The organism is Arsukibacterium sp. UBA3155, from assembly GCA_002364615.1.
Lineage (GTDB): Bacteria > Pseudomonadota > Gammaproteobacteria > Enterobacterales > Alteromonadaceae > Alishewanella.
In genome coordinates this window covers 99,715-120,087 of the sequence record DEYP01000013.1, presented here as the reverse complement: position 1 = coordinate 120,087, position 20,373 = coordinate 99,715, and the positions used below count along the sequence as shown (strand labels likewise).

18 protein-coding genes are annotated in these 20,373 nt (G+C 46.3%); 16 read left to right on the top strand and 2 right to left on the bottom strand.

The genetic code is table 11. The annotated features are described in order from the left end of the window. Positions 1-13: 13 nt before the first annotated feature. From B2X65_RS04550 to B2X65_RS04480, 15 genes are all read left to right on the top strand, one after another. Positions 14-1,243, top strand: coding sequence for a glycosyltransferase family 4 protein (locus tag B2X65_RS04550; RefSeq protein ID WP_290610945.1), 1,230 nt, complete (start codon positions 14-16; stop codon positions 1,241-1,243). Next, on the top strand, positions 1,240-1,836 hold the full coding sequence (locus B2X65_RS04545; RefSeq protein ID WP_290610943.1) for a sugar transferase: 597 nt from the start codon (positions 1,240-1,242) through the stop codon (positions 1,834-1,836). Before B2X65_RS04550 ends, B2X65_RS04545 begins: the two co-directional genes overlap by 4 nt. Then, on the top strand, positions 1,833-2,453 hold the full coding sequence (locus tag B2X65_RS04540) for an acetyltransferase (protein WP_290610942.1): 621 nt from the start codon (positions 1,833-1,835) through the stop codon (positions 2,451-2,453). The genes B2X65_RS04545 and B2X65_RS04540 overlap by 4 nt, the downstream gene beginning before the upstream one ends. 12 nt (positions 2,454-2,465) lie before the next feature. Continuing rightward, positions 2,466-3,641, top strand: coding sequence for a DegT/DnrJ/EryC1/StrS family aminotransferase (locus tag B2X65_RS04535; protein WP_290610941.1), 1,176 nt, complete (start codon positions 2,466-2,468; stop codon positions 3,639-3,641). 311 nt (positions 3,642-3,952) lie between these two features. Continuing rightward, positions 3,953-4,885: a sulfate adenylyltransferase subunit CysD gene (cysD, locus tag B2X65_RS04530; RefSeq protein WP_290610940.1), complete on the top strand. Its 933-nt coding sequence runs from the start codon at positions 3,953-3,955 to the stop codon at positions 4,883-4,885. 14 nt (positions 4,886-4,899) lie between these two features. Beyond that, the gene (cysN, locus tag B2X65_RS04525) at positions 4,900-6,321 is read left to right on the top strand and encodes a sulfate adenylyltransferase subunit CysN (protein ID WP_290610939.1); all 1,422 of its coding nucleotides are present in this window, start codon (positions 4,900-4,902) and stop codon (positions 6,319-6,321) included. Then, complete coding sequence (locus B2X65_RS04520) at positions 6,318-8,045, top strand: SLC13 family permease (protein WP_290610938.1); 1,728 nt, start codon at positions 6,318-6,320, stop codon at positions 8,043-8,045. Before cysN ends, B2X65_RS04520 begins: the two co-directional genes overlap by 4 nt. 96 nt (positions 8,046-8,141) lie before the next feature. After that, entirely contained in the window at positions 8,142-8,738 is a 597-nt protein-coding gene (gene cysC, locus B2X65_RS04515; protein ID WP_290610936.1) for an adenylyl-sulfate kinase, read from the top strand. A gap of 128 nt (positions 8,739-8,866) precedes the next feature. Continuing rightward, positions 8,867-10,210, top strand: coding sequence for a UDP-glucose dehydrogenase family protein (locus B2X65_RS04510; protein ID WP_290610935.1), 1,344 nt, complete (start codon positions 8,867-8,869; stop codon positions 10,208-10,210). Next, positions 10,207-11,106, top strand: coding sequence for a UTP--glucose-1-phosphate uridylyltransferase GalU (gene galU / locus B2X65_RS04505; protein ID WP_290610934.1), 900 nt, complete (start codon positions 10,207-10,209; stop codon positions 11,104-11,106). The genes B2X65_RS04510 and galU overlap by 4 nt, the downstream gene beginning before the upstream one ends. A gap of 175 nt (positions 11,107-11,281) precedes the next feature. After that, positions 11,282-13,261 carry a polysaccharide biosynthesis protein gene (locus B2X65_RS04500; RefSeq protein WP_290610933.1) on the top strand — a complete coding sequence of 660 codons (1,980 nt, stop codon included), beginning with the start codon at positions 11,282-11,284 and terminating at the stop codon, positions 13,259-13,261. A 90-nt stretch (positions 13,262-13,351) separates the two neighbouring features. Further along, the gene (locus tag B2X65_RS04495) at positions 13,352-13,738 is read left to right on the top strand and encodes a hypothetical protein (RefSeq protein ID WP_290610932.1); all 387 of its coding nucleotides are present in this window, start codon (positions 13,352-13,354) and stop codon (positions 13,736-13,738) included. 71 nt (positions 13,739-13,809) lie between these two features. Beyond that, positions 13,810-14,529 (top strand): YjbF family lipoprotein, encoded by a 720-nt coding sequence (locus B2X65_RS04490; protein WP_290610931.1) that lies wholly within the window; start codon positions 13,810-13,812, stop codon positions 14,527-14,529. Continuing rightward, the gene (locus B2X65_RS04485) at positions 14,526-15,314 is read left to right on the top strand and encodes a capsule biosynthesis GfcC family protein (RefSeq protein ID WP_290610929.1); all 789 of its coding nucleotides are present in this window, start codon (positions 14,526-14,528) and stop codon (positions 15,312-15,314) included. Before B2X65_RS04490 ends, B2X65_RS04485 begins: the two co-directional genes overlap by 4 nt. Further along, a complete protein-coding gene (locus B2X65_RS04480) occupies positions 15,311-17,425 on the top strand; it encodes a YjbH domain-containing protein (protein WP_290610928.1) in 2,115 nt (704 codons plus the stop codon). The genes B2X65_RS04485 and B2X65_RS04480 overlap by 4 nt, the downstream gene beginning before the upstream one ends. 35 nt (positions 17,426-17,460) lie before the next feature. Here the strand turns inward: B2X65_RS04480 and B2X65_RS04475 are convergent, their stop codons facing one another. Then, positions 17,461-18,999 (bottom strand): diguanylate cyclase domain-containing protein, encoded by a 1,539-nt coding sequence (locus B2X65_RS04475; protein WP_290610927.1) that lies wholly within the window; start codon positions 18,997-18,999, stop codon positions 17,461-17,463. Between the two features lie 72 nt (positions 19,000-19,071). Continuing rightward, complete coding sequence (locus B2X65_RS04470) at positions 19,072-19,656, bottom strand: thymidine kinase (protein ID WP_290610926.1); 585 nt, start codon at positions 19,654-19,656, stop codon at positions 19,072-19,074. Positions 19,657-19,824: 168 nt separating this feature from the next. Here B2X65_RS04470 and B2X65_RS04465 point away from each other — a divergent pair, with 168 nt between their 5' ends. Further along, positions 19,825-20,241 (top strand): MAPEG family protein, encoded by a 417-nt coding sequence (locus tag B2X65_RS04465; RefSeq protein WP_290610925.1) that lies wholly within the window; start codon positions 19,825-19,827, stop codon positions 20,239-20,241. Positions 20,242-20,373: the final 132 nt, after the last annotated feature.

Sequence of the window (20,373 nt, the reverse complement as noted above, 5' to 3'; positions counted from 1 at the left end):
TGTTAGGCTTATTATGCACGTTAGTAAGAAAATTAAAACTATTTGGATCATAAACCAATATGCCTCAACCCCTGAAACTTCAATGGGTGGTCGTCATTATTATTTGGCTAAGGAGCTTTCAAAGCGTGGATACAGCGTATATGTAGTTGCTGCGAGTTATACGCATTTGTTAAGAGAACCTCCTTTGTGTAAAAGTGAATTAAACATTGAGCAAGTTTCAGGGTTTAATTTTGTTTGGGTTAGGGTATCAAAATACTCTAACGCTCACAGCATAAAAAGGATACTTAATTGGTTCGTCTTTGCTTGGAAATTGCGCTATTTATTAGAATTTATATCGAACAAGCCTGATGTTATTCTATACAGCTCCCCATCTTTGATACCTTTTCTTTCTGTCCAACGATTAGCTAAAAAATTTGGAGCGAAACTTGTCTTTGAAGTTCGTGATATTTGGCCTTTGACATTTATTGAACTTGGTGGTCGTTCTGCCAAGCACCTTTTTATTCGTTTTTTACAATGGATTGAAGATAGGGCTTACCGAGTTTCAGATATAGTTTTGTCAAACCTTCCAAATGCTGTTGAACATATGGTAGCAAGGGGGCTAACTCGAGATAAATTCTATTGGATTCCTAATGGTATTGACATGTCTGAGATATCACAAACATCACCTTTACCTGATAGTATTGTAGAAAAATTGCCGAAAGATAAGTTCTTGGTAGGATACACCGGTACATTGGGTGTTGCTAATGCTTTAGATATTTTGATTAAAGCTGCTTACATATTAAAAAATGAGACTGATGTAGTTTTTGTATTAGTCGGTGATGGGAAAGAGAAGCGAAACTTAATGGAGCAGGCAAGAGGTCTGAGTAATGTAGTATTTATAGAGGCAATCAGAAAATCACAAATTCAATCAATGTTAAGGGCTTTCAATGCTTGTTTTATTGGTTGGCGAAAAGAGTCTATTTATAGATTTGGTATCGCACCTAATAAATTGCCTGAGTATATGATGGCTGGAAAACCAATTATACATTCTTATTCTGGTAGTTTCGATTTTGTTGTAAATGCAAACGCGGGTATATCTGTTCCCGCTGAAGATCCACAAGCTATAGCAGATGCTGTTTTGAATTTAAAATCAAAAACCCAGAACGAACTTGATATTCTGGGTGAGAATGGTCATCTTTACGCCGTCAAACATCATGATTATTCCAAACTTTCAGATAGCCTAGCTAAGGTATTATTTAAGTGAAAAGATTAGTTGATATTTTGTTGTCCTCAGTCGGTTTAGCCTTAACACTTCCATTGATGATTGTTGTCGGTTTGCTTGTAAGTCTGAAATTAGGAAGACCGGTTATATTTAGTCAAGTTAGACCCGGTTTTAATCGTAAAGCTTTCAAAATACTTAAGTTTCGAACGATGCTTGACTCAGTAGGTATCGATGGTAAGACGTTACCGGATGATCAACGTTTGACACGCTTTGGTCGAATTTTACGGTCTACCAGCTTAGATGAGCTGCCTGGGCTTTTTAATGTTTTAAAAGGTGATATGAGTTTAGTTGGGCCGCGTCCATTGCTAATGGAGTATTTACCTTTATATTCTGCTGAACAGGCAAGACGGCACGAAGTTCGGCCTGGCATTACTGGCTGGGCGCAGGTAAATGGCCGTAATGCGATTAGTTGGGAAGAAAAGCTTAAGCTTGATGTCTGGTATGTGGATAACCGCAGCTTGTGGCTGGATATCAAAATACTTTTTCTAACGGTGAAAAAAGTATTTGTGCGTGAGGGTATATCTGCTGCTGGTGAAGCAACTATGTCAAAATTCACGGGTAGTAAGCCTAAATGACAACGCTTGCAATATTGGGTGCAAGTGGACATGGCAAGGTAGTAGCAGATGCTGCACTTGCCACTGGGCTTTGGGATAAAGTAGCATTTTATGATGATGCCTGGCCCGCTAAAACTAAAAATGGCAGTTCTGATATTGTGGGCAGTACCGCCAGCTTATTTAGTTTAACTGACAAACCTGCTGTTATTGTAGCGATTGGCAACAATAATGTGCGACTTGCTAAACAACAAGAACTTGCTGCTAAAGGGTTTGCTGTAGCGACTGTTGTGCACCCCGCAGCGACAGTTTCTTCATCTGCTGTTATCGAACGAGGTACTGTGGTGATGGCTGGTGCGGTAATCAATGCAGATGTAAAAATTGGCCATGCTTGCATTATTAACTCAAATGCTGTGGTAGAGCATGATTGTAAACTTGCTGCGGCGGTTCATATCAGTCCTGGTACATGTTTAGCGGGCGGCGTTGAAGTCGGGCAGGGCAGTTGGTTAGGCATCGGTGTTTCGGTAATACAATTAAAAAGTATTGGTAAAAATGTAATGGTGGGTGCTGGTGCTGTGGTTGTGACAGATTTTCCAGACAATGTCACTGCGGTGGGTGTACCCGCCAAAATTATTAAGTAGTAACGGAGTGGTATGTTAAACACTAAATTTTCTCCATGGCCAAGCTTTACCGAAGAAGAAGCCAATGCAGTTCGTGATGTCGTTCTTTCAAATAAAGTGAATTACTGGACTGGTCAGGAATGCCGAGAATTTGAAAAAGATTTTGCTGCATGGTCACAGGCTAAGTATGCAGTAGCCCTGGCCAATGGCACTTTAGCACTCGATGTTGCACTCAAAGCGCTGGGTGTTTGTGTTGGCCATGACGTAATTGTAACGCCTAGGACTTTTTTAGCTTCTGCTTCTTGTGTGGTAACGGCGGGTGCTAACCCCATTTTTGCTGATGTTGATTTAAACAGCCAAAATATCACAGCTGAGACCATTGAAGCAGTATTAACACCTAATACCAAAGCTGTGATAGTTGTGCACCTTGCTGGTATGCCTGCCGACATGGACCCTATAATGGCATTGGCTGAAAAGCACGGTTTTGCTGTTATAGAGGATTGCGCTCAAGCGCATGGCGCAAAATACAAGGGGCGTTCAGTTGGTTCTATCGGCCATATCGGTGCCTGGAGTTTCTGTCAGGATAAAATAATGACCACCGGTGGTGAAGGTGGCATGGTGACTACTAACGACAAAGCACTTTGGTCGCGGATGTGGTCTTATAAAGATCATGGCAAAAGTTTTGAAGCCGTGTACGAGCGGGAGCACCCACCTGGGTTTCGTTGGGTGCACGAAAGCTTTGGTACCAACTGGCGCATGCTGGAAATGCAGGCAGTGATCGGAAGGATTCAGCTTCGGCGGATTACAAGCTGGACTAATGCCCGGCAACAGAACGCCGCTAAACTGGATGCAGTTGCTCAAGACTTTCCGGTACTTCGGTTAGTCGAGGTTCCTGCTGACTATGAGCATGCCGAATATAAGCATTATTTCTTTGTTAATCCAGAGCATCTGGCCGCAGAGTGGAGTCGCGACCGTATTGTCGATGAAATTATGGCCAGAGGTGTGCCTTGCTTTCAGGGTAGTTGTTCTGAAGTTTATCTGGAAAAAGCGTTTGATAATACTTCCTGGCGACCAACTAAGCGCTTATCAAATGCAAAGTTATTGGGTGAAACCAGCATGATGATGCTGGTGCATCCAACTTTGACTAAGGACGAAATGGCAAAAAGCTGTCAGATTTTAAGTGAGGTTTTGGCTTTGGCTTCGGCTTAACACTTGATAACTGGTACCAAAATATTGGTAACTTATATAAGCGTCTTTTATTTTATTTTAAAGGGTCTGAGTGAATAAATTATTCACTCAGACCCTTTTTTTAAGGGCTAATTAGAAGCCAAAGCACAGCGCTATATCTTATACCAAACCATTCCTTGAACCCTTCATATGCTCAGCGGTATATTTGCGCCGTTGCAGCCATCTAAACCGCTGCATTTATCTGCCACTGCCGGTGGTTTATCGTTCGCTGATATCTGGTACTGCCATGACTATTTCTGTAAGCTATAGCAACGAATCAACAGGAGTGATTTATGCAAACCTCTTTGCAAAACCCAAATCAAAGTAAAGGAATGACCCATCTAAAAGCGCTGGAAAATGAGTCTATTCAGATTTTCCGCGAAGTGGCTGCCGAGTTTGATAATCCGGTGATGCTGTATTCGGTAGGCAAAGACTCTTCAGTGCTACTGCATCTGGCCCGCAAGGCATTTTATCCTGGCAAAATTCCGTTTCCGCTGCTGCATGTTGATACCACCTGGAAGTTTAAGGAAATGATCGCCTTTCGCGACAAAATTGCCAAAGAGCTGGACCTGGACTTACTAGTGCACATTAATCCGGAAGGGGGGGCAATGAATGTTGGGCCGTTCAGCCACGGCAGTGCCAAGCATACTGATATTATGAAAACCCAGAGCCTGAAACAGGCACTGGATAAGTATAAGTTTGATGCGGCCTTTGGCGGGGCGCGTCGAGATGAAGAAAAGTCCCGGGCGAAAGAGCGGGTATATTCGTTTCGCGATAAACACCATCGCTGGGACCCGAAAAACCAGCGGCCGGAGCTGTGGAGTATTTTTAATGGCCGGGTAGATAAAGGTGAGAGTATCCGGGTATTTCCGCTTTCTAACTGGACTGAGCTGGATATCTGGCAATATATCTACCTGGAAAACATTGATATTCCGGATTTGTATTTCGCTAAGCCCCGGCCGGTGGTTGAGCGTGATGGCACGCTGATTATGGTTGACGATGAGCGTATGCCGTTAAAAGATGGTGAAACACCGCAGATGAAGCATGTGCGATTTCGAACCCTTGGTTGCTACCCGTTAACCGGTGCGGTGGAATCGACGGCGGCGACCTTGCCTGAAATTATTCAGGAAATGCTGTTGACCAAAACCTCAGAGCGCCAGGGCCGGGTGATTGACCACGACAGCAGTGGCTCGATGGAAAAGAAAAAGATGGAGGGGTACTTTTAGTACCGGAGAACAACATGAGCCATGCATCAGCCTTAATTGAACAAGACATTTTAGCGTATTTAAACCAACACGAGAATAAACAACTGCTGCGCTTTATTACCTGCGGCAGTGTCGATGATGGTAAAAGCACCTTAATTGGCCGCTTGTTGCACGACAGCAAAATGATTTTTGAAGATCAGTTGGCCGCCATAACCGAAGACAGTAAAAAGTCGGGTACTCAGGGTAATAAAGTCGATTTAGCCTTATTGGTCGATGGCTTGCAGTCAGAGCGCGAGCAGGGCATTACCATTGACGTGGCGTATCGCTACTTCTCGACGGATAAACGTAAATTTATTATTGCCGATACCCCGGGCCACGAGCAATACACCCGCAATATGGCAACCGGTGCCTCTACCTGTGATGTGGCGATTATTCTGGTGGATGCGCGCAAAGGCGTGCAAACCCAGACCCGGCGTCACAGCTTTATCTGCAGTTTGTTGGGCATTAAGCATGTGATTGTGGCCATTAATAAAATGGATTTAGTGGACTACTCGCAGGCGCGCTACAAAGAAATTCAGGAAGAGTATTTAACCCTGGCGGGCTCACTGGATATTCCGGATATTCGCTTTGTGCCGATATCTGCGCTGGAAGGCGATAATGTGGTTAACCCCAGCGAAAAGCTAAGCTGGTTCCGGGGTTCAACCCTGATGCAGTATCTGGAAACGATGGAGATCAGTGCCTCAGCTGACAGCCCTGAGTTTCGTTTCCCGGTGCAACTGGTTAGCCGGCCCAATTCTGATTTTCGTGGTTTTGCCGGCACCATTGCCGCTGGTAGCGTGGCAGTAGGTGATACCATCCGGGTGTTACCTGCCGGTACTATATCTACCGTTAAATCTATCGTTACCTTTGACGGTGAGTTACAGGAAGCCCATGCACCACAGGCTGTGACACTGACCTTAAATGACGAAATAGACATTAGCCGCGGTAATATGCTGGTGAAAAAAGATGTGCTGGCGCATGTGTCATCACGTTTGCGCGCCAAGATGATTTGGATGCACGAGCAACCGCTGAAAACCGAGCGGGATTACTACTTTAAATTTGCCTGCAAGCTGGTTAGCGGAGAAGTGGCCAAGCTGCATCATCGGATTGATGTGAATACCCTGGAAGAGCGCGATGCGCAAAACCTGGGCTTGAACGAAATTGGACTGGTCGATATTAACCTGACCGAAGCGGTTGCCTTTGATGCCTATTTAAAAAATAAGCAAACCGGCGCTTTTATCGTCATTGACCGCTTAACTAACCTTACCGTTGCGGCGGGTATGGTAGATGCGGCGCTGGTGGCACAAGCCGAACCGCAACCAGAGCAGGAAATCAGTGGCCTGAGTTCGTTTGAACTGGAGCTTATTCAGCTACTGCGCAAGCACTTCCCTGAATTGTCGCAAAAAGGCCGTAAATGAGTCTGCCAGCCATGGCGCTGGTAGGGATGTTAGTGCTGCTGGTAGCAGCACTTATCCGCTATTCTGCTCATTCGGCTGGTATTTTCGCCGCCATGTTGCTGGCTATGCTGGCATTTGGTTTTATTGACAGCAGCATGCTGCTAAGAAATGCGGCCAACCCCGGGCTAGCTACGCTGGTGTTGCTGGTGTTAATATCCTTTTCTCTTGAAAAAACCAGTTTGCTTAGGCGCCTGTCGCGCTTTTTGTTTACCCGCTCGGTAGCCGGCTCGGTGCTGCGAACTATTGGTTTTACCGCGCTGGCCTCTTCGGTGCTTAATAATACCGCCGTGGTGGCCGCGATGCTGAACGCGGTTAGGGCTAACAAAAAAGTGGCGCCGACCAAGTTACTTATTCCATTATCTTATGCCGCTATTATGGGGGGCACCCTGACCTTAATTGGTACCTCGACCAACCTTATTGTTAACTCTATGCTGGTTGAAACCGGTGAGCCTGGTTTTGCCTTTTTTGACTTTACCTTAGTTGGCCTGGGCGTATTAGCCGGGGGCAGCCTGGTATTATTTATTATGAGCTATTTGCTGCCGGATGAGAAAACCCGGGATGTGGTGATCACTGAATACCTGCTCGAAGCTAAGCTCAATAGTGATTCTCCGCTGGTTGGTCAGAGCGTGGAGCAGGCAGGTCTGCGCCATTTAGACGAGCTGTTTTTAACGGAGATTGTGCGCGATAGCGAAGTGATCCGACCGGTAGCGCGCTACGACATTTTAAAAGCGGGTGACAAACTGATTTTTACCGGTAATGTGCATAAGGTAAACGTATTAAAGCAGTTTGCCGGAATTAGTTTATTCGCCGACGAAAATGGCCTGGAGACCCAGAGCCTGACTGAAGTTATTATTAAAGAAGAGTCGGTATTAACAGGGAAAACCCTGAAAAACAGCGGTTTTCGGGCCAGGTTTGATGCCGCTGTGGTGGCCGTAAGGCGCGAAGGCGAGCGGGTAAATGGCAAGCTGGGCGAAATTGAATTAAAAGCCGGCGATTTTTTATTGCTGGCCACCGGTCCCGATTTTGCCAGCCGTCATAATATCAGTAAGAACTTTTACCTGTTGTCCGGTATAGAGCCGGAACATATGCTAAGTGGTTGGCGCGAGCGTTTAACCTGGTGGGGTTTCGTGGCCATGATTGCCGGTACGGTATTTAGCGGAACCTCGTTATTGCTTGCCGCTATATATTTGCTGGCGGCGCTGTTATTTAGTGGCTGCTTAACCATCAATGAGATAAAACGTCGCTTTCCGGTAGAAATTTGGCTTATCGTCACCAGCGCGCTCTGTATCGCCAGTGCCATGAGCAACACTGGCCTGGCCCAGAATATCAGTGACTTTGCTGGCAGCGCCTTAGCCGGACAGGCCCCGATGGTAACGTTTATTGGGATCTTTTTATTAACCTATCTGCTCACTGAAATTATTACCAATAATGCCGCTGCGGCGCTGATGTTTCCGGTGGCCTACAGCCTGGCCAAAGGCATGGGCGTTGATGTTATGCCGATGGTGATGGGCGTGGCGTTTGCCGCGTCGGCCAGCTTTGTTACGCCGTATGGTTACCAGACCAATTTAATGGTGTTTAACGCCAGCAGCTATAAGTTAAAGCATTTTGTGCTGGTAGGGGGGCCGGTGGCACTGACTTATGTTGTACTTAGTGTGTTGTTGATCCCTCTGGTTTTTCCATTTTAAGAGTGCTTTCATTTTAAGAGAACTTCCATTTTAAGATTATTCCCTTTGTTAGTACTATTTGTTTTTTAGGCACCCGATAACGAGATGGATTCAGCTATGAACAACAATATCGTTTGGCATAATGCCGCGCTAAGCCTTGCAGAGCGGCAAGCGCGCAATGGCCATAAACCCTGTTTGCTTTGGTACACCGGCCTGTCTGGTTCCGGTAAGTCGACTATTGCTAATGCGGTCGACAGGATGCTATTTGACCTTGGTTGCCATACCTACTTATTGGATGGGGACAATGTGCGCCACGGCCTGAACCGCGATTTAGGCTTTGATGATGCCTCAAGGGTTGAGAACATCCGGCGCATTACCGAAGTCAGCCGTTTAATGCTGGATGCCGGTTTAATTGTCGGCACGGCGTTTATTTCGCCTTTTATCAGCGATCGTGCCCAGGCTAAAGCGCTGGCCGGTGATGCTTTTATTGAAGTGTTTGTCGATACGCCATTGGCCGTGTGTGAGCAGCGCGACCCCAAAGGCTTATACAAGAAAGCCCGCGCCGGAGAAATTGCCCATTTTACCGGTATTAGCTCGCCTTATCAGGCGCCGGCAGCGCCCGATATCCATTTAAAAACGGCCGAATTAAGTATTGAGCAGGCGGCGCGCCAGGTGGTGGCGTTTTTGCAACAACAACTGATCATTCCCCGATAATTAAGCTAACATTCATGACACGCTGTTCAAACTGACACTTGTTAACGTGTTTGAGTTTAATTATTGTCTGCATTTAATCTTGTTTCTAGTCAGGTACAAATCTGGCTGGGTACCAATAAGGAAGTCTGATGAAAGTAACGGTTTTTGGAATTGGTTATGTGGGTTTGGTTCAGGCCGCCGTTCTGGCTGAAGTAGGACACAACGTTTATTGTGTTGATGTGAATCAACAGCGGATAACTGACCTGACCAATGGCATCATGCCGATACATGAAGCAGGGCTGGAACAGCTGGTCATCAGTAATTATCAGGCTGGACGAATGCACTTTACTACCGATGCAAAAGCCGGGGTAGAACATGGAGAAGTACAGTATATTGCGGTAGGCACCCCGCCGGAAGAAGATGGCTCTGCTGATTTACAATATGTACTGGCCGTGGCAGACACCATAGGCCGGTATATGGATGCAGCCAAAATTATTATTGATAAATCGACCGTGCCGGTTGGTACCGCCGATAAAGTAAAGGCCAGAATTGCCGAGGTTTTAGCAAAGCGGGAACTGGCGTTGCCATTTGATGTGGTTTCAAACCCAGAATTTCTGAAAGAAGGGGTTGCGGTTGCCGATTGTATGCGCCCTGATCGGATTATCGTTGGTACTTACTGTGACCGGCCCAAAGATGTTCTGCGCGAGTTGTATGAGCCGTTTAACCGGATCCAGGATAAAATGATGTTTATGGATGTTCGCTCTGCTGAACTGACTAAATATGCAGCGAACTGCATGCTGGCGACCAAAATCTCGTTTATGAATGAAATGGCCAATGTTGCTGAACTGGTAGGTGCTGATATTGAAGCAGTACGTCGCGGTATAGGGTCAGATCCACGAATTGGCTATCATTTTATCTATCCGGGTTGTGGTTATGGCGGCTCTTGCTTTCCCAAAGACGTTACCGCGCTAATTCGCGCCGCTGACAAGGCTGGCCACGACGTCTCGTTATTAAAGGCTGTGGCTAAAGTCAATGACACCCAGAAAACCCGGTTATTCAGACTGGTCACCAGTTATTTTGGTGACAATTTACAAGGCAAGGTTTTTGCCTTGTGGGGCCTGAGCTTTAAACCAAAAACTAATGATATCCGGGAGGCACCAAGCCGGGTGTTGATGGACTTATTATGGCAAGCCGGAGCTGAAATTAAAGCTTATGATCCGCAGGCGATGGAAGACATTCAACAATTGTATGGTGTCAGGGATGATTTAACCCTGGTTGGCACTAAGGAAGCGGCGCTAAAAGGGGCCGATGCCCTATTGATTTGCACCGACTGGCAACAGTTTAAAGCGCCTGATTTTGACTTGATAAAAACCCAGTTAAACAGCCCGGTAATTTTTGATGGTCGTAATTTATATGAGCCAGAACGGATGAAACGCAAAGGCTTTAAATATTTCGCCATTGGCCGGGGCGAAAATGTTAGGGACTTTACATGAAAATTAAAAAAGTGGTGATACCGGTTGCCGGCCTGGGAACCCGAATGTTGCCAGCCACTAAGGCGATACCAAAAGAAATGCTGCCTATAGTGGATAAACCGCTTATTCAGTATGTGGTTAATGAGTGCATTGCTGCCGGCATTAAAGAAATCGTACTGGTAACTCATTCATCCAAGAATTCTGTCGAAAACCATTTCGATAAAAGTTTTGAGCTGGAATCCATCCTTGAGAAGCGTGTTAAGCGGCAGTTGTTGGCAGAAGTAAAAGCCATTTGTCCTAAAGATGTAACCATTATGCATGTTCGCCAGGGAGAAGCGAAAGGCCTGGGGCATGCAGTGCTTTGTGCGTTGCCCTTAGTTGGCAATGAGCCATTTGCAGTAGTGCTACCCGATGTGATTATTGATTGCTTCGACAGTAATCTGGCAACAGACAACCTGGCAAAAATGCTGCAGCTATACGAGCAAACCGGTGTCAGCCAGGTAATGGTTGAGCCTGTCGCTATAGAGCAAGTCAGCAACTATGGTGTGGTTGATGTCTCTGAGCAGCAACTGAGCGCTGGCGACTCGCAACAGATGCTAGCGATTGTAGAAAAACCAGCCCGGGATAAGGCGCCGTCTAATCTCGCAGTGGTGGGGCGATATGTATTTGATGCTAAAATATGGGGATGTCTTAAAAAGACCCCGGTTGGTGCCGGAGATGAAGTTCAACTCACCGATGCCATCGCCATGTTGATGGAAGCTGCGCAGGTAAATGCTTATCATATCAATGGCCGCAGCCACGACTGTGGTAATAAACTGGGTTATATCAAAGCGTTTGTTGAATATGGTATCCGGGACCTGCAGCTCGGCACTGAATTTAGACAATGGCTAGGCGGGTTAAAGTCTCTGAAACAGTAACAATTTTGTATTGTGTTGTTTTTAATCTGTCTGTAATTCGGCGCTAATGCTATAATAAGCAATTTTTGCTTTAGCGCTGTAAAAAAAACGGGGCTGAGTTGTTTTGTAACTGATTTACCTGATCGATTTGGAAAAAAGTGGTATTCGGGGAACAGAAAGAATGATGGAGACATAAATGTTTGGATGGTTGCTGGCGTTGCCGCGTTCAATAAAAAGGCTGGTATCAGTGATTATTGATATCTGTTTTTTAATTACATCGATTGTGGCGGCATATTTGTTAACTCAGCACGGTGAGCCCAATTTTGTGCCGCAAATCGCCCTGGCTTTTACTATTACCTTGCCAGTTACCTTGTTTATCTTTACCAAGCTTGGCTTATACCGGGCGGTTATTCGCTATATTGGTCAGCATGCACTGGGTGCAGTGTTAAGCGGTATTGTCAGTAGTGCGGTAATTCTGGCGCTGCTATTTGCCTTTTTAGAAGTAAGTGATAAAGGCAATCTTATCTTCGTTTATGCGATGTTGGCACTGGTGACCTCTGGTGGTGTGCGTTTACTGGCCCGGATGTTTTTAGTGCAGCGTAATAACGGCCATAAAGAGCGGGTATTAATTTATGGTGCCGGTTCGTCTGGCCGGCAGTTAGCTCATGCTTTACTTAATGGTGAACAATATCATCCGGTTATGTTTATTGATGATGATACCACCTTGCAGCGTTCAACGATTTTAGGTATTACCGTAGGGTCGCCTTCACAGATAAGCTCGTTGATTAAAAGCAAAAATATCAGCCGGGTGCTGTTAGCGTTACCTTCGGCCAGCCGGGCCCGCAGACGTGAAGTACTGGATGCGCTGGATGAGTTGCCTATTCCGGTGCAGTCTATCCCTGGCATGAGTGATCTGGTAGATGGCTCTATGCGAATTGATGAGCTGCAGGATGTGAAAATTGAAGATTTACTGGGCCGCGATGCCGTTGAACCGAAAAGTAAATTAATGAACGCCGATATTAAAGGCAAGGTAGTGATGGTGACAGGCGCCGGTGGCTCAATTGGCTCAGAGTTATGCCGGCAAATAATTCGCTACGAGCCGAAAATGCTGGTGCTGTTTGAATTATCGGAATTTGGCTTGTATAGCATTGAGCAGGAATTGGCTGCAATTATACAGCGGGAAAAGCTTGAGGTAGAGCTTATTCCTGTAATGGGGACTGTGCAGCGGCAGAGCCGGTTGGAAACGGTAATGCGTACCTTCGCGGTTAACACGGTATACCATGCGGCAGCTTATAAGCATGTACCTTTGGTCGAGTATAATGTGGTAGAAGGCGTGCGAAACAATGTGTTTGGCACCTGGTATACCGCCGAAGCTGCGATAAAAGCCGGTGTCGCTACCTTTGTGCTTATTTCTACTGATAAAGCCGTGCGGCCGACCAATGTAATGGGGGCTTCAAAGCGGTTGGCCGAATTGGTATTACAGGCCTTGGCAGAGCACCAGAGTAGCACCCGCTTTTGTATGGTGCGCTTTGGTAACGTGCTGGGCTCCAGTGGTTCGGTAGTGCCGTTATTTCGTGAACAAATTCGTAAAGGCGGGCCGTTAACCGTAACCCACAAAGACATTATCCGCTACTTTATGACCATACCGGAAGCGGCGCAGTTGGTGATCCAGGCGGGCGCGATGGGCAAGGGCGGCGATGTATTTGTGCTGGATATGGGCGAGCCGGTAAAAATAGCGGATTTAGCCAGACGAATGATTCACTTAATGGGGCTGGAAGTAAAAGACGACATTCACCCTAATGGCGATATTGAAATTCAGTACAGTGGCTTGCGCCCCGGTGAAAAATTGTATGAAGAGCTGCTAATCGGCGAAAATGTGCGCCAGACCGAGCATAGCCGGATAATGGCTGCCGATGAAGCAAAACTTAGCTGGCCGGAAATGTCGCACTTGTTGCAACGACTGGACCAAGCGTGTGAAGCATTTGCAGTTGAGCAAATTATTGAGCTCATTCGTAGTGCACCCACTGAATTTAATTATAGTTGTGCCACCAGTGATTTGGTTGTCAGGGCCGCCTGTGATGTGACTAGTGGGAGCCAGATTGCGGCGATGGGTTTGGTCAATAATGCAAAGCAGGACCGGTTAGGTACAGGGTTTAAAACCAAGCAAATAGCGTAAAAATTTTTGGTTATTCTGGTTGAGCTTATGTCGCGTTTGGTTTAAGCTGCGTGCAACTGGAATTTTAATTTGTGATATGAGGGACAAACGATGAAAAAATTAATTATTGCCGCTATGGCACTGGCATTAAGCTCCGGTGTTAATGCTCAGCAGGAAGCTGCTGCCGGTGGTACTGGTGTTGCCGGTATTGGTGGTTTAACTATAGCCAGCCTGACTGCGTTGGGTGTTTCAGCTGCAGTAGCTGCTGCTATTATTTCCAATAATTCCGGTGTTACTCTTCCTGATGAGCAGGAGTTTGAGCTAGTGTGTAACGAAGGTGACGGCGCACCAGTCGCTGGTGTTTGCACCAACTCTTCTACCACTACTGCCACGGCTACTGCAACGGCAAGCGTTTCTGGTACCGTTACCAACACTAACACCATCACTGTGGTGCCAGTAACGGTAACTTACCCAGCGATCGTACAACCAGTAGGTTAAACAGTAAGTTTTAAAAAGCCGCCTTTTGGCGGCTTTTTTGTTTATATCGGAAATTTTATGGGTTTTAAAAAATGATGGCTGCTAAAAAGCTGTTGCTGCTTGCGTGTTGTTTATCTTCACTGTCACTTATGTCTTGCTCTGGCACCTACCGCTCCTATGCCGACATGCTAAAATTGGCATTTACCGAAACGCCGGATGTAAAATTACCTTATTCTTTTCTTTCTAGCGCATCTCATGATTATTTATACGTAAAGCACGGTGAGCAGGCGCAGGTCGCAATGGCGCTGATGTTTATTGAGCGAGGCCAATTTAAATGGGTGTCGGCCGATCGCGTAGTGCTGGTAACCGAGCAAGGCCGAATTGTCCGTACTATCGGCTTAACTAACGATTTAGTGCACCTTACTAATAGCAGCAGTGATCCGCTAAAAAAGCAATTAAAATTGTCTTCCACCGCTAACTGGACCCGGTTAGCGGATTGGCAGCATAGCGAATATGGCTATCCGACAACATCTACTTTTCAGTTCGGCCCGATACAATCGATGAGTTTTTTCGGTGTGCAGCTGGAGGTCGTGCCGTTAATTGAAAATGTCCATTATATAGCAGAGTCCAATTTTGTCCGGTTTGATGATAAGTGGCAAAACCTTTTCTGGTTGGATGCAAAAAATGGTGCAGTATTAAAAAGTGTCCAATTGCTGGCCCCGGGGGCCGAGCCTTTTGAGTTGACCTTTATCAGTGAAGTAGTCAGGCAGCTACAGCGTTCTGGCAAAGATGTTGCGGCGGATGCGATATGAAAACTGCAAGTTTCATTAACGTTGTTTTGGTTGTAGCGAGCTACCTGATTCCTGTATTTGCACAGAGTCCTGCGGTAATCGTTGATATTAATAATAGCGCTTACAATTTTGAAGTGGAGCCCCGGCTGTCCGAGGTATTAGCTAAAAAAGGCCTGGAGCAAAACTGGTACTGGCCAGCTTCGAAACTATATCGTTTGGACAATACCAAATTAAATAGTACAAGGCTAAACAGCTCATTGCTAGCGAGCAACAGCCCGGAGCATCTGCGCTCGACCGTATTGCAGCAATTGGAGACGCTTGCAGCGTCTGCTAAGCCTGAGTTGCAAACAGAGCTTAATGCGCTTAAGTTTCAGGTTGCAAACTGGCAACTGGCACAACGGATATTAATACCGATCGATTATGATCTGGCCAGAGCTCAGGCGCCTTTCAATCCCAAATTTGACACCGGTGTTTACAAGCTGCAACTAATGGTGCGACCTGAAACCGTTCAGTTTTGGGGAGCGATCGAAAAAGATGTTGTTGTTCCTCATAATGGCGCAACTTCCATCTCTGAGTATTTGACGGCGATTGAGCGTACTGCTTACGCAGATGCTTCGGTGGTATATGTTATCCAGCCAGATGGCACCGTAATTAAAGTGGGTGTCGCTAACTGGAACCGTCAGCATATTGAAGCGATGCCGGGCGCGCTGGTATTTGTTCCTTTTGAATCAGAATGGTTTAGTTCAGAGCTGGAGCAACTCAACCAGAATTTGCTGGCACTAGTTTTACATCGGGTAGTACAATGAATTATAAAGGTTTTAATTTCGGCGCAAGTTTTTTAGTGTTGCTTATATCAGGTAGTGCAGCATTTGCCAGCGACAATGAAGACTTAGGTTGGCAGTTTAATGCAAATAAACCTTCGCAAATGGTGCGCGGTGGTGTTGGTTTAATCCAGACCCCAACGGCTAGAATGTCATCTGCCGGTACGATGACGGCAAATTACACTGACAACGAAGAGTATCGTTTCTGGTCAGTCAGTATTCAGTTGTTTGATTGGCTGGAAACCACCGCCCGTTACACCGATGTTCGAACGGTCAACTACAGCGAGTTTCCTGGTTTTAGCGGCGATCAGACTCTAAAAGACAAAGGTATTGATGTTAAGTTTCGGTTACTTCAAGAGAGCCGTTATTTGCCGCAACTGGCCGTGGGTTTTAACGATTTTGGTGGCACCGGTTTATTTGAAAGTGAATTTATTGCGTTAAGCAAAGCATGGGGAAATATTGATTTTCATCTGGGCATGGGCTGGGGCTATTTGGGTGCGGCGGGCAATACCCTAAACCCGTTATGTGAGATTCGCGAGAGCTTTTGTACCCGACCTGGCGAGACCTTGGGACAAGGCGGTAAAATTAGTTATACGAAGTTTTTTAAAGGCCCGGCCTCCCTGTTTGCCGGAGTTGAATACCAGACCCCCTGGCACCCTTTAAGGTTAAAGCTGGAATACGAGGGCAATGACTATTCGCGAGATAGAGCTGGAGAACTAACTCAGGATAGCCGCTGGAATATTGGAGCAGTATATCAGTGGCGTGATGTTACTTTTGATTTAAATTATCAGCGTGGCAATACTCTGGGATTTGGCGTGCATTATCAGCTTGATTTAAACAGTAACGATCAGCCGAAAATAAAACCAGCAATGCGACCTGTGGCATCGCCGCGCGCACAGCGGGATGATTTTGCTAATCTCAACTTAATTTTAAACCAGTTGTTGTCTAATGCCGGGTTTTATTTAAAAACTTCAAAAATGACCGATGATGAGTTTATTTTGTATGGTCATCAGTTGTTTTATAGGGACGATGAAGAAGCAACGGAGCGCCTGGCCCGGGTAGTACTGACCCAATTACCGTCACATATTAAGCGAATTAGGGTAATTGAATTTAGTGGTAATTTACCACTGGTGGAAAAAGTAATTGATGTAGAGGCTTTTGCTAAAGCGGCTGCTTACGACGAGCTGCAGCCTGATATCAGGTCGACTTATATAAGGCAGACCCCGGATAAAAGCATTATGGCGCTGGCCGACGTACCCTATGACACCGGTTTTTATACAGGAGCGGAAATTTTCTGGATCCAGAGCTTTGGTAATCCGGAAAGTTTTTATATGTATCAGGGCGGTTTATTTCTGGGAGCCGGTTACCGCTTTACTGAAAACTTCAGTTTTAATGGCGCGGCAAAATTAACCTTGCTGGAAAACTTTGATCAGTTTAACTTTAAAGTTGATGCGCTGGATACCCCCTTGCCGCGGGTACGCACGTTTGCCAGAGAGTATGTTACCCGTAGCAAATTAACAATGGAAAATGCTTATGGCCACTGGCAGAAGCAGCTAGGCGATAACTGGTTTGCTCAGGCTTATGGCGGCTATCTGGAGACTATGTTTGGTGGGGTGGGTACTGAAGTGCTGTACCGGCCCGTTGACAGTAATTTTGCCGTTGGTTTTGACTTAAATTATGTGCGCCAGCGCTCTTTTGAAAATGATTTAGACTTTTTTGATTATAATACCTTTACCGGTCATATAAACCTGTATTGGCAGCCAGAATTTTTACCTGATACTCGCTTAACTTTTAATATTGGCCAGTTTCTGGCACAAGACAAAGGGGTGAATGTTGATTTTGCCAAGCGCTTTGACAGTGGCATTGTTATTGGCGCTTATGCGGCAATTACCAATGTATCGTCAGACGAGTATGGGGAAGGTAGTTTTACCAAAGGCTTTTACTTGTCGCTGCCATTTGACTTGTTTGCGGTTAAGCCTGCCAAAGGCCGCGGCCGTTTACCCTGGGTACCGATTGCCCGTGATGGCGGTCAGCCGCTAAACCGACCAGTTAAGTTAATTGATATGACCGAAGCGCGTTCTGATTTTTATAATTAAAAGAGTGGCGAGCTCAGCATTGACCGGTTGTAATATTATTCATCTGTGACGATAGTATTACGGCCGGCGGCTTTGGCCTGATACAAGGCTTTATCGGCATGTTGTAACAGGTGTTCTGGCTTGGTATTTTTATCGGCAATGACACTGTAGCAGCCAATGCTGACCGTAAGGTAGTCGGCGACTTCGGATTGGCAATGGCTTATTTGCAGCGCTTTTATATGTTGTTGCACCCGCCTGGCGACCTCCAGGCACGCCTTAGGGTCACTGTCAGGCAGAATAAGGGCGAACTCTTCGCCGCCATATCGGGCCGCAACTTCACCCTGGCGGCGCGCTTCTTTTTTAAGCGCCGTCGCTACTTGTTGCAGCGCTGCATCACCTGCTTGGTGGCCATAATGGTCGTTGTAGGGCTTAAATAAGTCAATATCCAGTAAAATCAGCCCCAGCGGCAGCTTGCTTCGTGCGCTGCGCTGCAGCTCTTCCAGTAATTTCTCATCAAAGTTGCGTCGATTCGCCAGGCCGGTTAAGCCATCCTGATTAGCCTGTTTTTGCAACTCCCGGTTGGCACTTAATAATTCTTGTTGAATTTGTTGTAAAGACACCCGGTAATTTACGTTTTGAATACTGTTGGCAATCATTTCTCCGACTAATTTTATCCGTCGCAGATCATTGCTGGTCCAGTTGCGTTGCCGGGCCACCATATCGCAACCGACAAAGCCAATCAGTTTTTGGCCGGCCAGCATGGCAATACATAATACGGAGCGAATATCTTCGCGTTCAAATTCTTGCTGCTCGCTCGCAGCCTCGGCTGGTAGCTTGCCGACATCCGATACGGCAAAAATATGGTCTCGTTGAATTTTCTCAAAGAAATAAGGCAGCGCCTGCTCCGGTATTTGTTGCAAGTTCTCTTTATAGGCAGTGACGCCATCACGGACCCATTCATGGGTGTTACTCATTTCACTTAGGTCGTTGTTAAACTGAAAGATATAGCTGCGATCCGCGTGGCAAAACTCGCCGAGGGCTGCCAGCGCATCTTCAATATGTTGATCAAGCGCGTTACTACTGACATTGATAAGCTCAGTAGAAATCAGTGACATCAGTTTATCGAAGGCCAGTGCCTCTTCCAGTTCTGCAATATCATGTGTTGGCTGCGCTGTCAGCGGCTGAATTAGGGAAAGTATTGCACTGGGTTCTTGAGGGTTATGCAGTGGCGACAAGGTAACAACAATAGTATTGCCCAGGCTAAACTGCAATTTGACCAGCTCGCTTTGCAGCATATACGGTGCTGCGGTGTCCTTTGTTTCGAGTAAAATCTGCTGGCGCAGCTTGGTGCCACCTAAGGCCATGAGTAATGGATTACTTAGCAGACTGACTTTATTGCGGTGCTGATCCAGAATTCTGATTTCAGACAATTGTGGCAGACTAAGGGGTTTATCTGGCAGCGTTTCGCCCAGCAGGCTGCGGGCCGCCGCATTGGCAAAAATTTCTGCTCTGGCACTCTCTTTGTAGAGCAGCGCTAATGGCAGTCGGTCAAGGATGGCCCAAAAATGGGGATAAGCGTCTGAGTTTGCAACCATAAATCACGATAGTTTTTTAATTACTATAACGGATTGAGCGCTGATGGCAAATTCTGAACCGTTTCCAGCGGGTTAAGTTTGCTGCCAGACTAATTGTTTGAAATGCTGACGACACATCGACACGTAACTTTCGTTACCGCCTATTTGCACCTGACTGCCGGCGGTAGCGGCATTTCCATCTGCATCGAGTCGCACGACAAAATTGGCTTTGCGACCGCAGTGACAAATAGTTTTCAGCTCAATTAGCTTGTCGGCCCAAGCCAGTAAGGCTTCGCTGCCAGCAAAGGTTTCGCCGAGAAAGTCTGTGCGTAAGCCAAATGCCAGCACGGGGATCCGTAATTCATCGACGATATCGGTAAGCTGGCGCACCTGAGCTTTACTGAGAAACTGCGCTTCGTCTATCAGAATGCAGTCTAAACGACCGGACATTTTAAGTTGCTGAGCATGCGCCAGAAAATTAAATTCCGCACTAAAAATGTGCGCATCCATCGCCAGACCAATACGCGAGCTGACTTTGCCAAGACCAAAGCGATGATCAAGCGCAGCGGTGTAAATGGCCACGGTCATGCCTCTCTCCTGGTAGTTATAAGCACTTTGCAACAGCGAGGTCGATTTACCGGCATTCATTGCCGAGTAGTAGAAATAAAGTTGGGCCATTGCCTCGCTCCTGAAATAACCCTGAAAATTAGCGGCTAAGAATACCCAAAGCAGCCTGGGCTGTAAACGCCAGGATTATTGATAATGCCGGGCATTGGCTTTAACACCGGTAACAGGCATACTTTGCCACGAAAATAGTGATATTTAACAACCTTACAGGAAAAACTGATGGAAAAGTTGATGTTATTGCCGGCGTTTGCCCAGGTATTGCTAACCAGCGTAGTGATGATTTTTATGGGGCGGCGCAGGATTAAAGCGGCAAAGAGTAAAGAAATAAGCATGACAGCTTTCAGAACCATGGATTTAACCGGGGCTAACGAACAGGTTATTGCAACCAGTCGCAATTTTGATAATCAGTTTCAGATGCCGATGTTATATCTGTTCAGTGTGCTGTTCTGCCTGCAATTTGGTCTGGCCGATTTAACGTTTCTGGTAATGGGCATCGTATTTGTGGCTCTTCGTTACTGGCATACGGTTATTCATATTGGCAGTAATAATGTGCGGCTGCGGTTCAGAGTATTTCTGCTGGGGTGCCTGGCGCTGTGGCTGATTTGGATCCGGTTACTGGTACTGGCGTTTATTTAATTTTACAACGCTGGTGTTATCGAGCCAGTCATACCCTGCAGTAGCGTAATTAACCCTGCTAAGCCGTTTATTGCATCGGATAGATGTGTTTGGGCGTATAGCTTATTATTAAGGTAATAAACGAATAGCGGG

Bases quoted from the DNA above. Each gene is read 5' to 3' on its own strand.
- B2X65_RS04550 (WP_290610945.1), top strand. From the start codon at position 14: ATGCACGTTAGTAAGAAAATTAAAACTATTTGGATCATAAACCAATAT.
- B2X65_RS04540 (WP_290610942.1), top strand. From the start codon at position 1,833: ATGACAACGCTTGCAATATTGGGTGCAAGTGGACATGGCAAGGTAGTA.
- B2X65_RS04535 (WP_290610941.1), top strand. From the start codon at position 2,466: ATGTTAAACACTAAATTTTCTCCATGGCCAAGCTTTACCGAAGAAGAA.
- cysD (WP_290610940.1), top strand. From the start codon at position 3,953: ATGCAAACCTCTTTGCAAAACCCAAATCAAAGTAAAGGAATGACCCAT.
- cysN (WP_290610939.1), top strand. From the start codon at position 4,900: ATGAGCCATGCATCAGCCTTAATTGAACAAGACATTTTAGCGTATTTA.
- B2X65_RS04520 (WP_290610938.1), top strand. From the start codon at position 6,318: ATGAGTCTGCCAGCCATGGCGCTGGTAGGGATGTTAGTGCTGCTGGTA.
- cysC (WP_290610936.1), top strand. From the start codon at position 8,142: ATGAACAACAATATCGTTTGGCATAATGCCGCGCTAAGCCTTGCAGAG.
- B2X65_RS04510 (WP_290610935.1), top strand. From the start codon at position 8,867: ATGAAAGTAACGGTTTTTGGAATTGGTTATGTGGGTTTGGTTCAGGCC.
- galU (WP_290610934.1), top strand. From the start codon at position 10,207: ATGAAAATTAAAAAAGTGGTGATACCGGTTGCCGGCCTGGGAACCCGA.
- B2X65_RS04500 (WP_290610933.1), top strand. From the start codon at position 11,282: ATGTTTGGATGGTTGCTGGCGTTGCCGCGTTCAATAAAAAGGCTGGTA.
- B2X65_RS04495 (WP_290610932.1), top strand. From the start codon at position 13,352: ATGAAAAAATTAATTATTGCCGCTATGGCACTGGCATTAAGCTCCGGT.
- B2X65_RS04490 (WP_290610931.1), top strand. From the start codon at position 13,810: ATGATGGCTGCTAAAAAGCTGTTGCTGCTTGCGTGTTGTTTATCTTCA.
- B2X65_RS04485 (WP_290610929.1), top strand. From the start codon at position 14,526: ATGAAAACTGCAAGTTTCATTAACGTTGTTTTGGTTGTAGCGAGCTAC.
- B2X65_RS04480 (WP_290610928.1), top strand. From the start codon at position 15,311: ATGAATTATAAAGGTTTTAATTTCGGCGCAAGTTTTTTAGTGTTGCTT.
- B2X65_RS04475 (WP_290610927.1), bottom strand. From the start codon at position 18,999: ATGGTTGCAAACTCAGACGCTTATCCCCATTTTTGGGCCATCCTTGAC.
- B2X65_RS04470 (WP_290610926.1), bottom strand. From the start codon at position 19,656: ATGGCCCAACTTTATTTCTACTACTCGGCAATGAATGCCGGTAAATCG.
- B2X65_RS04465 (WP_290610925.1), top strand. From the start codon at position 19,825: ATGGAAAAGTTGATGTTATTGCCGGCGTTTGCCCAGGTATTGCTAACC.